The organism is Stenotrophomonas sp. YJH_SMC_25 (assembly GCF_059369595.1).
Window position 1 is genome coordinate 43,556 of sequence record NZ_JCAFSV010000015.1, and the last position, 15,384, is coordinate 58,939.

14 protein-coding genes are annotated in these 15,384 nt (G+C 67.6%); 10 read left to right on the plus strand and 4 right to left on the minus strand.

The window, feature by feature from the left end:
• Window positions 1–9: 9 nt before the first annotated feature.
• Window positions 10–2,331 (minus strand): PacR family protein, encoded by a 2,322-nt coding sequence (gene pacR / locus AC5P7E_RS17680; protein WP_043033779.1) that lies wholly within the window; start codon window positions 2,329–2,331, stop codon window positions 10–12.
• 331 nt (window positions 2,332–2,662) lie between these two features.
• Between pacR and AC5P7E_RS17685 the strand changes: the two genes are divergently transcribed.
• The 4 genes from AC5P7E_RS17685 to AC5P7E_RS17700 are packed head-to-tail and all read left to right on the plus strand — an operon-like array spanning window position 2,663 to window position 5,517.
• Entirely contained in the window at window positions 2,663–3,244 is a 582-nt protein-coding gene (locus AC5P7E_RS17685; protein WP_043033804.1) for a nitroreductase family protein, read from the plus strand.
• A complete protein-coding gene (locus tag AC5P7E_RS17690; RefSeq protein WP_005408166.1) occupies window positions 3,241–4,176 on the plus strand; it encodes a 5'-3' exonuclease in 936 nt (311 codons plus the stop codon). Before AC5P7E_RS17685 ends, AC5P7E_RS17690 begins: the two co-directional genes overlap by 4 nt.
• The gene (locus AC5P7E_RS17695; protein ID WP_062607743.1) at window positions 4,173–4,727 is read left to right on the plus strand and encodes an NUDIX hydrolase; all 555 of its coding nucleotides are present in this window, start codon (window positions 4,173–4,175) and stop codon (window positions 4,725–4,727) included. Before AC5P7E_RS17690 ends, AC5P7E_RS17695 begins: the two co-directional genes overlap by 4 nt.
• Window positions 4,720–5,517 carry an N-formylglutamate amidohydrolase gene (locus AC5P7E_RS17700; protein ID WP_062607744.1) on the plus strand — a complete coding sequence of 266 codons (798 nt, stop codon included), beginning with the start codon at window positions 4,720–4,722 and terminating at the stop codon, window positions 5,515–5,517. Before AC5P7E_RS17695 ends, AC5P7E_RS17700 begins: the two co-directional genes overlap by 8 nt.
• 136 nt (window positions 5,518–5,653) lie before the next feature.
• Here the strand turns inward: AC5P7E_RS17700 and AC5P7E_RS17705 are convergent, their stop codons facing one another.
• Window positions 5,654–7,030, minus strand: coding sequence for an MFS transporter (locus AC5P7E_RS17705; protein ID WP_495222859.1), 1,377 nt, complete (start codon window positions 7,028–7,030; stop codon window positions 5,654–5,656).
• 90 nt (window positions 7,031–7,120) lie between these two features.
• Between AC5P7E_RS17705 and AC5P7E_RS17710 the strand changes: the two genes are divergently transcribed.
• Window positions 7,121–8,020, plus strand: coding sequence for a LysR family transcriptional regulator (locus AC5P7E_RS17710; RefSeq protein WP_231347532.1), 900 nt, complete (start codon window positions 7,121–7,123; stop codon window positions 8,018–8,020).
• Between the two features lie 173 nt (window positions 8,021–8,193).
• Here AC5P7E_RS17710 and pip read toward each other — a convergent pair whose 3' ends face one another.
• Both pip and prmC read right to left on the minus strand, forming a co-directional pair.
• Window positions 8,194–9,135, minus strand: coding sequence for a prolyl aminopeptidase (gene pip / locus AC5P7E_RS17715; protein ID WP_005408161.1), 942 nt, complete (start codon window positions 9,133–9,135; stop codon window positions 8,194–8,196).
• 48 nt (window positions 9,136–9,183) lie between these two features.
• Entirely contained in the window at window positions 9,184–10,041 is an 858-nt protein-coding gene (gene prmC, locus AC5P7E_RS17720; protein WP_005408160.1) for a peptide chain release factor N(5)-glutamine methyltransferase, read from the minus strand.
• A 297-nt stretch (window positions 10,042–10,338) separates the two neighbouring features.
• Here prmC and ahpC point away from each other — a divergent pair, with 297 nt between their 5' ends.
• The 5 genes from ahpC to AC5P7E_RS17745 all read left to right on the plus strand — a co-directional run bounded on the left by ahpC (window position 10,339) and on the right by AC5P7E_RS17745 (window position 15,301).
• The gene (gene ahpC / locus AC5P7E_RS17725; protein ID WP_005408159.1) at window positions 10,339–10,902 is read left to right on the plus strand and encodes an alkyl hydroperoxide reductase subunit C; all 564 of its coding nucleotides are present in this window, start codon (window positions 10,339–10,341) and stop codon (window positions 10,900–10,902) included.
• A gap of 223 nt (window positions 10,903–11,125) precedes the next feature.
• Window positions 11,126–12,718 (plus strand): alkyl hydroperoxide reductase subunit F, encoded by a 1,593-nt coding sequence (ahpF, locus tag AC5P7E_RS17730; RefSeq protein WP_005412311.1) that lies wholly within the window; start codon window positions 11,126–11,128, stop codon window positions 12,716–12,718.
• An 85-nt stretch (window positions 12,719–12,803) separates the two neighbouring features.
• Window positions 12,804–13,766 (plus strand): LysR substrate-binding domain-containing protein, encoded by a 963-nt coding sequence (locus AC5P7E_RS17735; protein ID WP_005412310.1) that lies wholly within the window; start codon window positions 12,804–12,806, stop codon window positions 13,764–13,766.
• 123 nt (window positions 13,767–13,889) lie between these two features.
• Window positions 13,890–14,294, plus strand: a complete 405-nt coding sequence (gene rnk, locus AC5P7E_RS17740; protein ID WP_005408156.1) for a nucleoside diphosphate kinase regulator — start codon at window positions 13,890–13,892, stop codon at window positions 14,292–14,294.
• 50 nt (window positions 14,295–14,344) lie between these two features.
• Window positions 14,345–15,301 carry a transaldolase gene (locus tag AC5P7E_RS17745; RefSeq protein WP_111117628.1) on the plus strand — a complete coding sequence of 319 codons (957 nt, stop codon included), beginning with the start codon at window positions 14,345–14,347 and terminating at the stop codon, window positions 15,299–15,301.
• The last annotated feature ends 83 nt before the right edge of the window (window positions 15,302–15,384 follow it).

Consider the following 15,384-nt stretch of genomic DNA (forward strand, 5'->3'; position numbering starts at 1 on the left):
CGGCTCCACTCAGTGCAGCGTGGCGCTGCCCGGGTCCAGCCGATCGATCACACCCTGCATCGCGCTGTCGAACGCACCGTCATCCACATGGGCGCGCAGGCGTCCCAGCCGCACCATCACCGCCAGTTCCTCCGGCGAGGCCACGCAGAAGCGCACGCCGCGACGGTTGACGAACAGCAGGCGCGAGGAAATCGGGCTGACCCAGGACAGCTTGCCGGCCTGCACCTTGCCGTCCTTGTCGACGAAGTCCAGCCAGTTGCCGATCTCCATGCGACGGAAGCGATCGGCGTCGGCATTGTCGAAATCATCGGCATCGATCTGCCCGCCCAGTTCGACCGCCGGCGATTCGGCCACCGGCGGGGTCGGTAGTGCCACCTGCGGCAGTTCCGGCAGCGCGCGTTGCAGTTCCGGCCGCGATTCGGCAATGCCCTGCAGGGTGTCATGCAGGGCATCGATGGCGCCGGTGGCGGCGTCGCCATGCACGCCCACGCTGGCGAACACCTTGGCCAGCGCCGGCTGCCAGGTCTGCAGCCACGGCTTGCCGACGATCTGGCGGCGGGCCTCGGCCACTTCCTCCAGCAGCCCGTCGCCCAGGCTCAGCGCTTCGGCCACCGATGCGCCCTCCTCGCCTTCGCGCAGCAGCGCCAGGGTCAGGTGGTGCTGCCATGGCTGGCGCAGGAATTCAGCGATGGCCGGCGGCAGGGTGGCATCACCAATGCGGCGGTCCAGCTCGGCGCCGGCACGGGTACGGGCCATTTCCAGCTTTTCCTGGCCACGCTGCGTTTCGGCGGCGCGACGCTCGGCGATTTCCACGCGGCGACGATGCTGCACGAGGAACTCGCGGAATTCTTCTTCCAGGGTCAGGAAGATCGCCAGGTTCTCGTTGAACTCGGCGACCAGGCGCTCGATGATCTCCTCGACCTTGGCCATCAGCATGCGCTCGGCCTGGCTTTCGCCGGTGTTGCCTTCGCAGGCCTCGGCCAGCGAGTTGAGCAGCTTGCGCGCCGGATGGGTCTTCTGCACGAACATGCGACGGTCGAGCATGGCGACCTTGACGAACGGCACCACCAGGCGGCCGATCAACTCGCGCGAGCGGCCTTCCAGTTCGCGCTCGTCCAGCATCACGTCGAACAGCATGCCCACCAGGTCGATTGCATCCTCGTCCTGCGGGTCCAGCCGGGTCTGGCCCGGGTCGACACCGAGACGGGTGGCGCTGGACAGCACTTCGCTCTTCAACCGCTGCGCCAACGATTCGCCGTCCTCGCCGATCGCTGCGCGCAGGGTCGCGCTGGGCGTGGCCTGCAGCAGCGACAGCACCGACATCATCTCGCGCTGGCTGAGCGGACGCTGCTGGCCGATCGCCACCTGTGCGGCCGACGTCGCGTCCTCGCGCACGTGGCGGGTCTGCTGCAGCAGTTCGTGCAGCGCCTCCAGCAGCATGCCCTGCTGGCCCGCATGGGCCTCGCCGGTGCCGCTGCCTTCGGCGCCCAGGTGCTGCTGCATGTGGCCACGCCGCTCGGACCAGCGTGCGGCAAAGCGCTGCGCCCAGGCCGGCGCGGCCTGCTCGTCATCACCGAATTCGCCGTCCAGGCCCGAGCCCGGGCGCTGCTCCACCAGGTCATCCAGGCCCGAGGCCATGCGCGGGTCGGGCGCGGCCGACGGCGGACGCCGCGGCGCCCCCATCTGCGACATCACCCCGGCCGCGGCCAGTTGCTCGTCCAGCTTCTCGTAGATGCGACCCACCGGCGCGCGCAGGTCGCGCTCGCACAGCTTGATCAGCACCAGGTGTACTTCCGGGGCCAGTTCACAGCCGGCAAAGGCTTCGTGGATGGCCACGCCCAGGTGTTCGGGGCTGATGGGATTATGGTCGGCATCCAGTTCGGCGCCGCCGACCAGACGGCCCAGGCGACGGTCGAGCCGCGCCAGCACCGGCTTGAAGTCACGCAGCAGCACCGTGGCGAAATTGCGCACCGCCAGCCGCGACTCCAGCACGTGCTCGGCCAGCAGGCTCAGGCCATCCTCGGCTGGGCCGGACAGCGTCGATTCGGCCGACATGGGCTCACCACTGGCCAGCGCATCCCAGGCCCGCTGCAGGTGGCCAGAGAAGGCACCGGCAATGTCCTCGCGGCGGCGGCGCAGTTCGCGCATCGCATCCAGGAACAGCAGCTGCGACGAACCGGCATTGCCGGCCCGGTCGAACAGGGCATCGTCGAAGCGCGCCAGTGCCGCGCCAAAGGCCTGGCACAGCGCGGGCAGGACCATGTCCCGGGCACGCTGGAGCTGGGCCGGGTCACGGCCCGGCGATCCCATCGGTGTGGGCGCGCTCATCATTCGGGAAGGCTCCCCACCTTCTCTGGTACGACAGACAACGTGGACATCGCGACAACCGGCACACCCCATGTACCGGTACGTCGATGGTAGGCCGGCCAGCCCGTCACGGACAGTGAAACAGTCCTCACTTCAAACCTCATGACCGGCGGCCCGGCAAGGTAGATATCGTAAGCCGTGCAAGGCCTGCGAGGCGAGGGGAAGCGGCCGTCCGTTTCCCGCCAGTGGCATGACGTTCATCACAGTTTGGTATTCAAAGGCCAGACGCGACACAGACGGTGTCTTTGACCACCCCGACTATAATCAAACCTCCGTGATGACCGGTTCAGACTCCATGCCCGACCCCGCCGCCCTGCTCGCCCTGGATGCCCGCCGCTCTGTGCCTTCGCGGCAACTGGCCGAGCCCGGCCCGGACCCGGCCACCCTGCAGCGGATGCTGGCTTCGGCAGTGCGCGTGCCCGATCACGGCAAGCGCGTACCGTTCCGCTTCCTGAAGATCGCCGGCGATGCACGTCACACTCTGGGCGACTTCCTGGCCGAGCGCAGCCGCCAACGCGACCCGCATGCGGGCGAGGCCGTGTTCGAGAAGGATCGCCAGCGTTTCAGCCATGCGCCGCTGGTGATCGTGGTGGTGGCCAGCCCGCGCCCGGACCCGAAGGTCCCCGAGCAGGAGCAGCTGATGACCGCCGGCTGCGTCTGCTTCGCCCTGCTGCAGGCCGCACAGGCGCTGGGCTTCGGCGCGCAGTGGCTGACCGCCTGGATGGCCTTCGACCCCGCCGTGCACGCCTACCTGGGCCTGGCCGAGGGCGAAGGCATCGCCGGTTTCATCCATATCGGCACGCCGAAGGCCGCCGTGCCCGAGCGCGAGCGTCCGGACCCTGCCATCCTGCTGCGCGACTGGACGCCTCCGGCATGACCCTGCCGGTACCACCGCCGTCGCTGTACCTGGTCGACGCCAGCATCTATGTGTTCCGCGCGTGGCACTCCCTGCCCGACCAGTTCCAGGACGCGCAGGGCTGGCCGACCAATGCCGTGCACGGCTTCGCCCGCTTCCTGCTGGACCTGCTCGAGCGCGAACGCCCGCGTCACATCGCCATCGCCTTCGACGAAGCGCTGGACAGTGGCTTCCGCCACCGCCTGTACCCCGCCTACAAGGCCAACCGCGACCCGGCGCCGGAGGCGCTCAAGCGCCAGTTCGTGCACTGCAAGGCGCTGTGCGCAGCGTTGGGCCTCGCCGTTCTGGCCCACCATGAATACGAGGCTGACGACCTGATCGGAAGCGCCCTGCATGTGCATCGTGGCAGCCACCGCGGCGTGATCATCTCCGCCGACAAGGACCTGTCGCAGCTGCTGCTGGATCACGACGAGCAGTGGGACTACGCACGCAACCAGCGCTGGAACGTGGCCGGAGTGAAGGCGCGGCACGGCGTGCACGCGCACCAGATCGCCGACTACCTGGCGCTATGCGGCGATGCGGTGGACAACATTCCCGGCATCAGTGGCGTCGGCAGCAAGTCCGCCGCCGTGCTGCTGGCCCATTTCGGCAGCATGGATGCGCTGTACGAACGCCTGGACGAAGTGCCGTTCCTGCGCCTGCGCGGCGCCGCCCAGATGGCGGTGCGCCTGCGCGAGCAGCGCGAGCACGCCCAGCTCTGGCGCCAGCTGACCACCATCGCGCTGGACGCGCCACTGGAAGGCAGCCAGCCCGGCCTGTTGCGCCAGGCGGCCGATCCCGAGCTGCTCGGCGGCCTGTGCCAGACCCTGCGCTTCGGCCCGATGACCCGCCGCCGGCTGTTCGATGCCGCCGGCGTGCCCGATATTCTTCCCACCCACAGCGAGCCCGCATGAGCCAGCGCAACACCGAAGCCCCGCGTGTCGTCTATGAAGGCAAGTACCAGCGCATGCTGGTGCGCGGCACCTGGGAATACAGCGAACGTACCCACGCCGGTGGCCTGGCCGCGATCATCATCGCCGTCACCCCCGAGGACAACGTGCTGTTCGTAGAGCAGTTCCGCGTGCCGCTGCAGGCACCCACCATCGAGATGCCGGCCGGCCTGGTCGGCGACATCCACGCCGGCGAATCGATCGAAGTCTCGGCCGTGCGCGAACTGGAAGAAGAAACCGGCTGGACCGCCGATCACGCCGAAGTGCTGCTGATCGGCCCGACCTCTTCCGGCGCCAGCAGCGAGAAGATCGCTTTCGTGCGCGCTACCGGCCTGCGCCGCGTTGGCGAGGGCGGTGGTGACGACAGCGAAGACATCATCGTGCACGAGATTCCGCGCAGTGAGGCAGCGGCCTGGCTGGTGCAGAAGATGGGCGAAGGCTACGAGCTGGACGCCAAGCTCTGGGCCGGGCTGTGGATGATCGAGCATCACCTGGACGGACGCCCGCGTGGCTGACGCCGACCTGCACGCGCTGCCGGCGCTGCTCGGCGCCGACGACCCGGCGATCCATACGATCCACCGGCCTCAGGGTGCCTCGCCGTACCTGATGCTGGCCGATCATGCCGGCCAGCAGGTGCCGCGTGCCCTCGCAGGCCTGGGCTTGCCGCAGGCCGAACTGGACCGCCATATCGGCTGGGACATCGGCATTGCCGGCACCACCCGCGCACTGGCCGAACGGCTGGATGCCTGGGCCATCGAACAGACCTATTCGCGGCTGCTGATCGACTGCAACCGCCCGCTGGCCTCGCCGACGCTGATTCCGGAGGTGAGCGACCACACCGTGGTGCCGGGCAATGCCGGGCTGTCGGCGGCACAGCGGCAGCAGCGTATCGATGCGATCCACGCGCCCTACCACGCGCGCATCGACGCGGAACTGGATGCGCGCCGAGATGCCGGCCGCCCCACCCTGCTGGTGATGATGCACAGCTTCACTCCGGCGATGAACGGCGCGCAGCGACCGTGGCATGCCGGCGTGCTGTACCACCAGGACACGCGCTTCGCCCATGCCTTGCTGCAGGCACTGCGCGAGGAAGGCGACCTGGTGGTTGGTGACAATGAACCGTATTCGGTGAGCAGCACCAGCGACTACGCAGTGCCGGTGCATGGCGAAGGCCGCGGGCTGGTGCACGTGGAACTGGAAATCCGCCAGGACCTGATTGCCGATGTGGCTGGGCAGCAGGCGTGGGCGGAGCGGCTGGCGCGGATCTTCAGCGCATTGCAGCCGCAGTTGCTGGCGTTCGGTTGAACGCGCGTGGATCCATTCCGGATCGGTAGTGCCGGCCGCTGGCCGGCAACCTCAATGATCCAACCACCCCGAGGTTGCCGGCCAGCGGCCGGCACCACCGCAGGCGTGGCACATCCACCCACGGCAGCGCCTTCAATCATGCATCGCTGACCGGGCAGACGGTGGCGGCCGATTCGACCGGCGCCGGGCGTAGGCCCAGCGCGATCACCACGCCGAGCGCGGCGAACAACGCGGCGCCGTACTGTGCATTGACCATGCCTTGCAGGGCGTCGGCACTGGTTGCGGCCTGCGTGCCGCGCGCGGCGTTGGCCACCATCACCAGCACCGCCAGTCCCAACGCGCCGCCGATCTGCTGGGCGGTGGCCGCCATGCCGGACGCGACGCCTTGCTGCGGACCCGGCACGCCCTGCCCGGCCACGATCCACATCGCTGTCCAGCTCATGCCCTGGCCGATGCTGAGCACCACGATGCCCGGCAGCAGCGGCCAGTAGCTGGCACCGGCGGCGAAGCCCCAGGCCAGTACCTGCCTTGGCGAACGGCGCCGCAGCATGCGTTCGGCAATACGGATGCCGAAGGTGCACACCAACGTCGGCAGCAGGAAGGCCATGCCGGCCTGCAGCGGGCTCCAGCCATAGCCATCCTGGAAGTAGAGCGCCAGGAAGTAGTACTGCACGCCATAGCTGCTCATGAAGGCGAAGGTCAGGCCGAGTGCCGCGCGCAGGCCCGACAGGCGCAACAGCGAAAACTGCATCAGCGGGTCACGGCTGCGTTTTTCGATCTGTACGAACACCGTCAACAGCACGGCTGAAAGCAGCAGGCAGATCAGCGTGGCCGGTGCCGTCCAGCCCCACTCCGGCCCTTGAACCAGGGTAGTGACCAGCAGGCTGCCGCCGGCGGTGACGGTCAGGCAACCGGCCAGATCGAAGGAGCGGCCGCGCACCCTTGGACCATCGGACGGCAACCACGCACCGGCTGCGACCGCGCACGCCGTGGCCAGCGGCACGATCACCGCCAGCACCGCCGGCCAGCCGAACGCCTGGGTCAGCACTCCACCGAGCAGCGTGCCCAGCGCCAGGCCGACCGCACTGGCCATGCTCCAGATCGCCAGCGCGCGGTTGCGCACCGGGCCTTCGGCGTACAGCGTGTTGATCAGTGCCAGCGTGGCGGGGAACAGCAGGGCCGCACCGACGCCCTGCGCGGCGCGCGCGATGATCAACAAGGTGGCATTCGGCGCCAACGCACCGAGCAGCGACGCCAGTGCGAACAGCAGCATGCCCAGCCGGTAGAAACGGCGACGGCCAATCAGGTCGGCGGCGCGGCCACCCAGCAGCAGGCTGCCACCGAACGCCACGGTGTAGGCACTGACCACCCACTGCAGCTGCTGCGCGTTGATCTGCAGCGCGCGGCCCATGTCATGGAGGGCGACGAAGATGATGGTGGCGTCCAGGGCGATGATCAGCTGCGCGGTGGCCAGCAGGGTCAACGCCCAGCGCGGGTATTTGAGGGGAGGCATCGGCGGTCTGGATCGATGGGGGAGCGCAGTCTCATTGATGCGGGCCAATCAATAAACCCCTGCCCGACCATATCTGTCATGATTTTCGGCATGAATGGATCCTCGTTGGACCTCAATGCCGTGCGCATGCTGGTGCAGGTGGCCGAGGCACGCAGCTTCACCGTCGCTGCCGGGCAGCTGGGCCTGAGCCAGTCCGGCCTGTCGCGCGCGATCGGGCGGCTGGAAGCCACGCTGGGGGTAAAGCTGCTGCAGCGGAACACCCGCAACGTGGCGTTGACCCCGGATGGCCGCCAGTTCGTGGAACAGGTGGCACCGCTGCTGGCCGGCCTGGACGATGCCGAGCGGCAACTGGCCGACCGCCCGTGCACGCCCTCGGGTACGTTGAAGATCAGTGCGCCGTCGATGTTCGGGCGCAAGGTGCTGGTGCCGCTGCTGGGGCCGTTGCTGCAACGGCATCCACAACTGCAGGTGGAGGCGGTGCTCAGCGACCGCCTGGTCGATCTGGTCGAGGAAGGTTTCGACGCCGCGCTGCGCACCGGCGTCATCGCCGACCAGCGCATAGTCGCGCGCCCGCTGCGTCCGCTGCGATGGGTGACGGTGGCCAGCCCGGACTACCTCGACCGCTGTGGCGCGCCCGACGATGTGGCCGCGCTGCAGGATCACGCCTGCCTGGCGGTGCGCAACCTGCGCAGTGGCCGGCTGGTGGACTGGCAGTTCCTGCAGGACGGGCAACTGCGCGAGTTCACGCCGCCGACGCGGATGGTGTTCGACAGCGGCGATCCGCTGGTGGAAGCGGCCATCGCCGGCATCGGCATCGTGCAGGTGATGGATTTCGCGGTGGCCGACGCGCTGGCTGACGGCCGCCTGCAACGTGTGCTGCAGCCGTTTGAAGGTCGCAGCCGTGCGCTGTCGCTGATCTACCCACCGTCGCGCCAGCATTCGCCGAAGCTGCAGGTGCTGGCCGACGCGTTGCTGGCCGGGGATTGGTAGCGCCGGCCGCTGGCCGGCGCCTGCAGGAATCCACCCGTTTCAGGTTTGCCGGCCAGCGGCCGACACTACCAGGCTGTGGTCGATCCACGCCATGCGTGGATGAGGGTTGATAGCGCCGCGCATGGCCCGGCGCTACCGGTGCGGCGTTGCCGGCCAGCGGCCGGCACTACCGATCAGGCGAAGCTGTCGGTGGCGCGCACCAGCGCGTCCACGTTCTCGGCCTCGAACGCCGAATGGCCCGAGGCCGGCGTGATTTCCAGCTTCGCCTTCGGCCAGACCTTGGTCAGGTCCCAGGCATTGGCCAGCGGGCAGACCACGTCGTAGCGGCCGTGCACGATCACGCCGGGAATATCGGCGATGCGGTGCGCGTCGCGCAGCAGTTGGTCTTCCACCTCGAAGAAGCCGCCGTTGACGAAGTAGTGGTTCTCGATGCGGGCAAACGCCAGCGCGAAGTGCGGGTCTTCGTGGCTGTTGATGAAGTCATCATCGACATGCAGGAAGCTGGTCGCGCCTTCCCACACCGCCCACGCCTTGGCCGCTTCCAGGCGGGTGGCTTCGTCGTCGCTGGTCAGGCGGCGGTGGAAGGCCGAGATCAGGTCATGGCGCTCCACCGACGGGATCGGCTTGAGGTAGTGCTCCCACGCATCCGGGAACAGGCGGTTGGCGCCTTCCTGGTAGAACCATTCCAGCTCCCAGCGGCGCAGCATGAAGATGCCGCGCAGGACCAGTTCGGTCACGCGCTGCGGATGGGTTTCGGCATAGGCCAGCGCCAGGGTCGAACCCCAGCTGCCACCGAACACCTGCCAGCGATCGACCTTGAGGTGTTCGCGCAGCTTCTCGATATCGGCAACAAGGTCCCAGGTGGTGTTGTCCACCAGGTCGGCGTGCGGGGTGGAACGGCCGGCACCGCGCTGGTCGAACAGGATGATGCGGTACTTGGACGGGTCGTGGAACTGGCGCATCTTGTCGCTGCAGCCACCGCCCGGGCCACCGTGCAGCATCACCACCGGCTTGCCGTCCGGGTTGCCGCACTGCTCGAAGTACAGCGTGTGGCGGTCGTCGACCTTCAGGGTGCCGACGTCATAGGGGGTGATGGCGGGGTACAGCGTACGCATGCTTGCAGCTCCAGGGTGATGCCCTGCCGTGGCAGGAGAACCTCCATTCTAGGCCGGACGCCGGCCCAGGGTGATGCGGTCGCGCTGCTCCAGATCCTGCACGGTCTGCACCTCGGCAAACCCCGCCGCGTCGAACAGCGCGCGGATCGCCTCGCCCTGGTCCCAACCGTGCTCGATCAGCAGCCAGCCGCCGGGCAGCAGGTGGGCCTGGCCACCGTCGACGATGCGGCGGATGTCGTCCAGGCCATCCGGACCCGAGGCCAGTGCGGTGGCCGGCTCGAAGCGCAGGTCACCCCGCTCCAGATGCGGATCGTCGCTGGCGATGTACGGCGGGTTGCTGGCAATCAGATCAAAACGCGCGCCCTGCAGCGGTGCATACCAGTCGTGCCCGCCTTCAGCGAAGCGGACGTTGCGCAGATCATGGCGGGCGGCATTGCGCGCGGCCACGGCCAGCGCGCCCGGGCTGGCGTCGGTGGCCAGCACCTGCGCCTGCGGCCGTTCGCTGGCCAGTGCCAGTGCAATCGCACCACTGCCGGTGCCCAGGTCGGCCAGCTGCAGCGACTGGTCTGGCGGCAGGCGCTCCAGCGCCAGCTCGACCAGCAGCTCGGTTTCCGGACGCGGGATCAGCGTGGCCGGGTCGACCTCCAGGTCCAGCGTCCAGAATCCGCGACGGCCGGTCAGGTAGGCCACCGGCTCACCGGCCACGCGGCGGGCCAGCAACGCCTCGAAGGCGGCCTGGTCATTGGCGGCCAGCGGATCGGTGGCGTGGGCGAACAGCCAGCTGCGCGGGCGGTCCAGTACGTGCAGCAGCAGCAGTTCAGCCTCGTGGCGGGCCTCGATGCCGCCGAGACGGGCACTGGCCTCAGCCACGGTCTGGCGCAGGGAGGGTTCGGTTTGGAAAGACATGCCGCAATTGTAGAGCCGCAGTCGAGCGTGGCTCGACACTGCAAAAAGCTGCAATCCGTTCAGGTTCTGCCGGAGGGAATAAGGAGGGGCTATCGGCCCCTTTCCGCGCCTCCGGGAGATTTCCCTTGTCACACAGCCAGTTGCAGGATGGGAGCGGCAGGGTTCAGTGCCTGCTCATGACCAAATGATAGACTCCATCTATCAAATAGATGCAATCAATGGATTGTTCTTATCGCCAGTGAGTCGGTAACCTAGCTCCTGTCGATTCACCCACTCCCCTTCACCAGAGGAAAAACGATGTCCCTGATCAACACCCAGATCCAGCCGTTCGAAGCCAACGCTTACCACAATGGCGAGTTCATCAAGGTTTCCGACGCCAGCCTGAAGGGCCAGTGGTCCGTCCTGATCTTCATGCCGGCCGCCTTCACCTTCAACTGCCCGACCGAGATCGAAGACGCGGCTGACCATTACGCCGAGTTCAAGAAGGCTGGCGCCGAGGTCTACATCGTCACCACCGATACCCACTTCTCGCACAAGGTGTGGCACGAAACCTCGCCGGCCGTCGGCAAGGCCCAGTTCCCGCTGGTCGGCGACCCGACCCACCAGCTGACCAACGCCTTCGGCGTGCACATTCCGGAAGAAGGCCTGGCGCTGCGCGGCACCTTCATCATCAACCCGGAAGGCGTGATCAAGACCCTGGAGATCCACTCCAACGAGATCGCCCGTGACGTTTCCGAGACCCTGCGCAAGCTGAAGGCTGCCCAGTTCACCGCCGCCAACCCGAACCAGGTCTGCCCGGCCAAGTGGAAGGAAGGCGAGAAGACCCTGACCCCGTCGTTGGACCTGGTCGGCAAGATCTAACGCAGTACCGGCCTTCCGTGGCCCCACGCCACGGCGCGCCCTTCGTCCCCATGCCGGTGCCCTACCGGCGTGGGGGTGAACCCAAGACAGCCAACGCTCGCCCGCCTTGGCCAGCCAGCCCCTTCCACGGTCGCTGTCTTGGGTTCACCCCTACCCCCAGCTGGTCCGCTACCTTGTACAGCGGTGCCACGCCCCCTGTTTGCCTGAAGCCAGGAGAAGACCGATGTTGGACGCCAACCTGCAGTCGCAGCTGAAGACCTATCTGGAGCGCGTGACCCGCCCGATCCAGATCACCGCGCACGCCGACGACGGCGCCAAGTCGCAGGAGATGCTGGAACTGCTGCAGACCCTGGAAAGCCTGTCGGACAAGATCTCGCTGCAGGTGCTGCGCGATGGCCAGGGCCGCGTGCCGTCCTTCGACCTGGGCACCCCGGGGCAAGACATCCACCTGACCTTCGCCGGCCTGCCGATGGGCCATGAGTTCACCTCGCTGGTGCTGGCGCTGCTGCAGGTGGGCGGTCATCCGTCCAAGGCCACCGCCGAGCTGATCGAGCAGGTGCAGAACCTGGAAGGCGAGTACAGGTTCGAAACCTACTTCTCGCTGTCCTGCCAGAACTGCCCGGACGTGGTGCAGGCTCTGAACCTGGCGGCGGTGCTCAACCCGCGCATCCAGCACGTGGCCATCGACGGTGCCCTGTTCCAGGACGAAGTCGAGAAGCGCGAGATCATGTCGGTGCCGACCGTGTACCTCAACGGCGAAGTGTTCGACCAGGGCCGCATGACCCTCGAGCAGATCGTGGCCAAGCTGGACACCAATGCCAGCAAGCGCGATGCCGAGAAGATCGCCGCCAAGGACGCCTTCGACGTGCTGGTGGTGGGCGGTGGCCCGGCCGGTGCTGCAGCGGCGATCTACGCCGCACGCAAGGGCATCCGCACCGGCATCGCCGCCGAGCGTTTCGGTGGCCAGGTGCTGGACACCATGGCGATCGAGAACTTCATTTCGGTGAAGGAGACCGAAGGCCCGAAGCTGGCCACGGCACTGGAACAGCACGTGCGCGAGTACGAGGTGGACATCATGAACCTGCAGCGCGCCAGCGCGCTGGTGCCGGCCGGCGAAGACGGCCTGGTCCAGGTGCAGCTGGAGAACGGCGCGGTGCTGAAGTCGCGTTCGGTGATCCTGTCCACCGGCGCGCGCTGGCGGCAGATGAACGTGCCGGGCGAAGACCAGTACCGCAACAAGGGCGTGGCCTACTGCCCGCACTGCGATGGCCCGCTGTTCAAGGGCAAGCGCGTGGCGGTGATCGGCGGCGGCAACTCCGGCGTGGAAGCGGCCATCGATCTGGCCGGCATCGTGTCGCATGTAACCCTGCTGGAGTTCGATTCCAGCCTGCGCGCCGATGAAGTGCTGCAGAAGAAGCTGCGCAGCCTGGCCAATGTCACCGTGCTGACCAGCGCACAGACCACCGAAGTGCTGGGTGACGGCAGCCGTGTCACCGGCCTGGTCTACAAGGACCGCATCGGCGGCGACGCCCACCGCGTCGAGCTGGAAGGCATCTTCGTGCAGATCGGCCTGCTGCCCAACACCGAGTGGCTGAAGGATGTGGTGGCGTTGTCGCCGCGTGGCGAGGTCGTCATCGACGACCGCGGCCAGACCAACCTGCCGGGTGTGTTCGCTGCTGGCGATTGCACGACGGTACCCTACAAGCAGATCATCATCGCCATGGGCGCCGGTTCGACCGCCGCACTGAGCGCGTTCGACCACCTGATCCGCTCGTCGGTGAGCAACAGCAGCGGTGCCGTTGCTGAAGCGGCCTGATCCACCGTTCCCAGATCACCGGGAACATTGTCTGCCTGTCGGGTAACCACGCCGTCAGCCGGTCCGTTACCCCTGGGGTGTAAGGATGAACCTACGTGATCTGAAGTACCTGGTAGCCCTGGCCGACCACAAGCATTTCGGCCGGGCTGCCGCCTCCTGCTTTGTCAGCCAGCCCACGCTGTCCACGCAGATCCGCAAGCTGGAAGAAGAACTGGGCCTGCCGCTGGTGGAACGCGCACCGCGCAAGGTGATGCTGACCCCGGCCGGCCAGGAAGCGGCGGCACGAGCACGGGTGATCGTGTCCGAAGTGGAGCAGCTGAAGGAAGCGGCGCGACGCAGCCGCGACCCGGAAGCCGGGACGGTGCGCCTGGGGATCTTCCCGACCCTCGGTCCGTACCTGCTGCCGCATGTGATCCCACGCATCCGCGAGCGCTTCCCGGAGCTGGAACTGCTGCTGGTCGAGGAAAAGAGCGATGTGCTGCTGGACCGCCTGCGCGAAGGCAAGCTGGACGCCGCGCTGCTGGCGCTGCCGGTAATCGACGACCAGCTGCACGCCGAGTTCCTGTTCGAGGAACCGTTCCTGCTGGCGGTGTCCGGGCGCCACCCGCTGGCCCGCCGCGAACACCTGGATGTGCAGGAACTGGCCACGCAGAAGCTGCTGCTGCTGGAAGATGGCCACTGCCTGCGCGACCAGGCGCTGGAAGTGTGCCGCCTGTTCGGCGCCAACGAGAAGTCCGAGTTCCGCGCCACCAGCCTGGAGACGCTGCGGCAGATGGTTGCCGCCGACGTCGGCATCACCCTGCTGCCCAGCCTGTCGGTGCAGCCGCCGGTGCCGCGATCGAACAACATCCGCCTGCTCGACTTCACCGGCGAGGGCCGTCCCAGCCGTCGCATCGCCATGATCTGGCGCCGCAGCTCGGCCATGAACGACTTCCTGATGGAACTGGCCGACCAGTTCAAGCGCCTGCCGCAGGCGCTGTTCACCCTTGATGCGGTGAATGCCACCGGCGAAGCGACTGCTCTGCCCGGCCCCGCCCTGAACGGCTGAACCCCCACAGCACCGGCCTGGAATCGGCAGGAGTCGATTCCGGCCGCATTTGTCCCCACAATACAGACAGGCGGCGCCAGCAGGTGCCGCCTTTTGCATGGCTTTCAACCAAGGAGCTTCACCATGAGTACCGCCAGCGGCCTGCCGCCGTCGATCACCGTTTCCACCTTCGACATGGACCGCCTGGACGCCATGCTCGAATCCCCTGCGCTGAGCCAGACGCCTGCCGCGCTCGCGCTTGCTGAAGAACTCAACCGGGCCACCGTGCTGGCACCGGACCAGATTCCCGAAGGCATCGTCATGATGCATTCGCGCGTGGAGTGCGAAGATGAAGTGTCGGGCGAGAAGCACGTCCTGACCCTGGTCTTCCCCCGCGAAGCCAACGTCGATGAAGGCAAGGTTTCCGTGCTGGCCCCGGTCGGCAGTGCCCTGCTCGGCCTTTCGATCGGCCAGAGCATCGACTGGAACGCGCCCGGCGGCCGCAAGCTGCGCCTGCGCGTGACTGCGGTCCACAACGACCGCCCCTGATTACCGCTGCGCACCGCGCGCGATTCGATCCCCCTGCACCAGGAGCCGTAATGAGTACCCCGTCCAAACTGTCCCAGCTGCGCGAACTGTCCGTGGTCGTTGCCGATACCGGTGACTACGAGGCGATCAAGCGCCTGCAGCCGGTGGACTGCACCACCAATCCGACCCTGGTGAAGAAGGCGCTGGACCTGCCGGTCTACGCCGAGCTGATCGAACGCGAACTGGCCTGGGGCCGCCAGCAGAGTGGCGACCGCGAAGCCGTGGTGCACGCCGTGGCCGACCGCCTGACCATCGGCGTCGGCGCGCTGCTGAGCACGCTGGTGCCGGGCCGCGTGTCCACCGAAGTGGATGCCGACCAGGCCCACGACACCGCCGCCACCGTGGCCAAGGCCCGCCAGTTCATCCAGATGTATGCCGATGCCGGCGTGCCGCGCGAGAAGATCCTGATCAAGATCGCCGCGACCTGGGAAGGCGTGGAAGCCGCGCGCATCCTGCAGGCCGAGGGCATCGACTGCAACCTGACCCTGATCTTCAACCCGACCCAGGCGCTGGCCTGCAGCGAAGCCGGCGCGTTCCTGATCTCGCCGTTCGTCGGCCGTATCCTCGATTGGTACGTGGCCAACGGCCAGACCCCGGCCACCATCGACGAAGACCCGGGCGTGAAGTTCGTGCGTGGCGTGTACGCCGAGTTCAAGCGCCGCGGTTCGCCGACGGTGGTGATGGGTGCCTCGTTCCGTTCGACCGCGCAGATCGAAGCGCTGGCCGGCTGCGACCGCCTGACGATTTCGCCGGACCTGCTGGAGAAGCTGGACGCTGACCACGGCGAGCTGCCGCGCAAGCTGGTGGCCGGTGCGGCTGATGGCGCAGCGTTGACCCCGATCGATGCGGCGAAGTTCGCGGCGGACCTGGCGGCCGATCCGATGGCCACCGAGAAGCTGGCGACCGGCATCGAGGCGTTTGCCAAGGATCTGGAAGCACTGCGCGAGCGGATCCGCGCGGCACTGTGAGGATTACTGCCAACGGCTGAGCCCCTCGTGGCGGGTCGGTAGAGTCGAGCTTGCTCGACTGACTGCTAGAGCAACAGCCGTGC